Origin of the sequence: Micromonospora sp. NPDC005206, assembly GCF_040608175.1 — a bacterium.
GTDB lineage: Bacteria > Actinomycetota > Actinomycetes > Mycobacteriales > Micromonosporaceae > Micromonospora.
Genome location: NZ_JBEXHU010000073.1, coordinates 1 through 2,467, shown reverse-complemented (window position 1 = coordinate 2,467; position 2,467 = coordinate 1). Strand labels below are relative to the sequence as shown.

The window sequence follows — 2,467 nt, the reverse complement described above, 5'->3', positions numbered from 1 at the left end:
TGGCTCAACGGCGAACCACTGTTCTACGACGAGACCGGCTACGCCGGCCTGTCCGACATGGCCCGCTGGTACATCGGCGGCCTGCTACACCACGCCCCCTCACTGCTGGCGTTCACCAACCCCACCGTCAACTCCTACCGCCGACTCGTGCCCGGCTTCGAAGCACCCTGTCAAGCCCCGGGTTTGATGGAGAGTTGGTTAGCTGGTTTTCAGGGGTGCGGTGACCGGGTGGGTCATCGCGTGTAGTGCTTCGTGTTCGGCGGGTGGTACGTGCCCGAGTTCGCCGTGTAGGCGTCGGTTGTTGTACCAGTTGATGTACTCGACGGTGGCCATCTCGAGGTCGTCGAGTCCGCGCCAGGGTCCCTTGTTGCGGACGAGTTCGGCCTTGTACAGCGAGTTGAACGCCTCGGCCATGGCGTTGTCGTACGAGTCGCCGACCGAGCCGACCGACGCGACCGCGCCGGCGTCAGCGAGCCGCTGGGTGTAGCGAATCGCCCGATATTGGACTCCCCTGTCGGAGTGGTGAATCAGCCCTTGCAGGTGAGCGCCCTGGTTCTCGCGGCGCCAGACCGCCATCTTCAGCGCGTCGAGAGCCAGATCTGTGTAGAGGCTGGTGGCGACCTACCAGCCGACGATCATGCGGGAGTACACGTCGAGAATGAACGCGGCGTACACCCAGCCCACGCTGGTGCGCACGTAGGTCAGATCGGCGACCCACAGCTGGTTCGGGCCCGTTGCGGTGAAGTCCCGTCTGACCAGGTCAGCAGGGCGGCTGGTCTCGGCCGCGGGTCGGGTCGTGCGCGGCGACTTGTCGCGCAGCAGCCCGCGCAGCCCAGACTCACGCATCAGCCGCTCGACGGTGCACCGGGCCACCCGCACGCCGCGTCGGTGCAGTTCGTGCCAGATCTTGCGGGCGCCGTAGACGCCGTAGTTCTCCTGGTGGATCCGCTCGATGATCGCGGTCAGCTCCTCGTCGCGCCGTGAGCGGGCGCAGGCGGGGCGGGTCTTGGCGGCGTAGTAGGTCGACGGTGCGATCTGTGCCGGCGTTTCTTCGAGCGCCTGCAGGACCGGCTGGACACCGTGTTCGGCCTTTTGGGAGTCGACGAAGTCGACCTTCATCGCGACGGACGGTCCAGCTCCGCCGCGAAGAAACTCGCCGCGGACTTCAGGATCTGGTTGGCCCGCCGCAGCTCACGCACTTCCCGTTCCAGGGCCGCGAGGCGTTCCGCGTCGCTGCTGGTGGTGCCCGGCCGGTCACCGGCGTCGGTCTCGGCCTTCTTCACCCACGTACGCAACGCCTCCGGATGGATCCCAAGCTGGCCAGCGATCCGGCGGATCGCCCCTACCGCCGACGCCGGATCCCGGCGGGCCTCGACCGCCAACCGGGTAGCACGCTCACGCAGCTCGTCGGGGTACTTCTTCGGTGCGGGCATCGCTGGTGTTCCTCCCAGGTTTCGATGTCTCCATCAAACCCGGTGCGGAACACCCGTCAACCTGGTCTACTCCCAGCGCAACCGCTCCGCCTGCACCCGCATCCCCGTCACCGGCGCCAACCCCAAGGCCAAGCGCGTCGAGTTCCGCGTCCCGGACCCGTCGGCCAACGTCTACCTCGCCTTCTCCGCCATGATGATGGCCGGCCTGGACGGCATCAAAAGCAAAATCGAGCCGCCCACGCCGATCGACAAGGACCTCTACGACCTCCCGCCCGAGGAGTGGGGCGACGTCAAGCAGGTCCCGGGCTCACTGCCGGCCGTGCTCGACTCCCTGGAGGCCGACCACGACTACCTGCTCGACGGGGGTGTCTTCACCCCCGACCTGATCTCCACCTGGGTCGAATGGAAGCGCACGAACGAGGTTCAGCCCATGGTGCTGCGCCCAACACCGCATGAGTTCGCCCTCTACTTCGACTGCTGATTCGACCGGACGTGGCGCAGCCGCAGCGGGTCACGCTTCCCTGCTGGACCGCGTGACCAAATGGAAGGCTGGCGAGTTGAGCCTCCGGGATCCGTAGGCAGGGTGGAGGCCGCGTGCAGGAGTACCTGTCTCTTGAGGACCACGGACTCATCGGCGACTTGCAGACTGCCGCACTGGTCGCCCGCGATGGCACGATCGACTGGTTCTGCGCGCCGCGTTTCGACTCCCCCAGCATCTTCGCGGCCTTGCTCGACCGGCGTCGCGGCGGATACTTCCGCATTTCCCCCGACGGCATCAACTACGTGAGCAAACAGCTGTACCTGCCCGACACGCCTATCCTGATCACCCGATTCATCAGCCCAGACGGGGTCGGCGAGCTCATCGACTTCATGCCGGTCGCTGGCGACCAGGTCACCGATCAGCACAGGCTGGTGCGGATGCTCAGGGTGATTCGGGGCAGTGAGGTGATCTCAACAAGGGTCGGGGCGCCGATCGGGGTGACACGGGCATTGCGTCCATAGCGGACAGTGGTGGATATGGGCGTGGAGCCATC

The 2,467-nt window shown here is 66.3% G+C and carries 4 pseudogenes; 3 read left to right on the top strand and 1 reads right to left on the bottom strand.

The window, feature by feature from the left end:
• Positions 1-168: pseudogene (locus ABZU69_RS37025) on the top strand (type I glutamate--ammonia ligase); the annotation flags it as partial.
• A 30-nt stretch (positions 169-198) separates the two neighbouring features.
• Here ABZU69_RS37025 and ABZU69_RS37020 read toward each other — a convergent pair.
• A pseudogene (locus ABZU69_RS37020) lies at positions 199-1,433 on the bottom strand (IS3 family transposase).
• A gap of 52 nt (positions 1,434-1,485) precedes the next feature.
• Between ABZU69_RS37020 and ABZU69_RS37015 the strand changes: the two are divergent.
• Both ABZU69_RS37015 and ABZU69_RS37010 read left to right on the top strand, forming a co-directional pair.
• Positions 1,486-1,914: pseudogene (locus tag ABZU69_RS37015) on the top strand (type I glutamate--ammonia ligase); the annotation flags it as partial.
• Positions 1,915-2,027: 113 nt separating this feature from the next.
• Positions 2,028-2,375: pseudogene (locus tag ABZU69_RS37010) on the top strand (trehalase-like domain-containing protein); the annotation flags it as partial.
• Between the last annotated feature and the right edge of the window lie 92 nt (positions 2,376-2,467).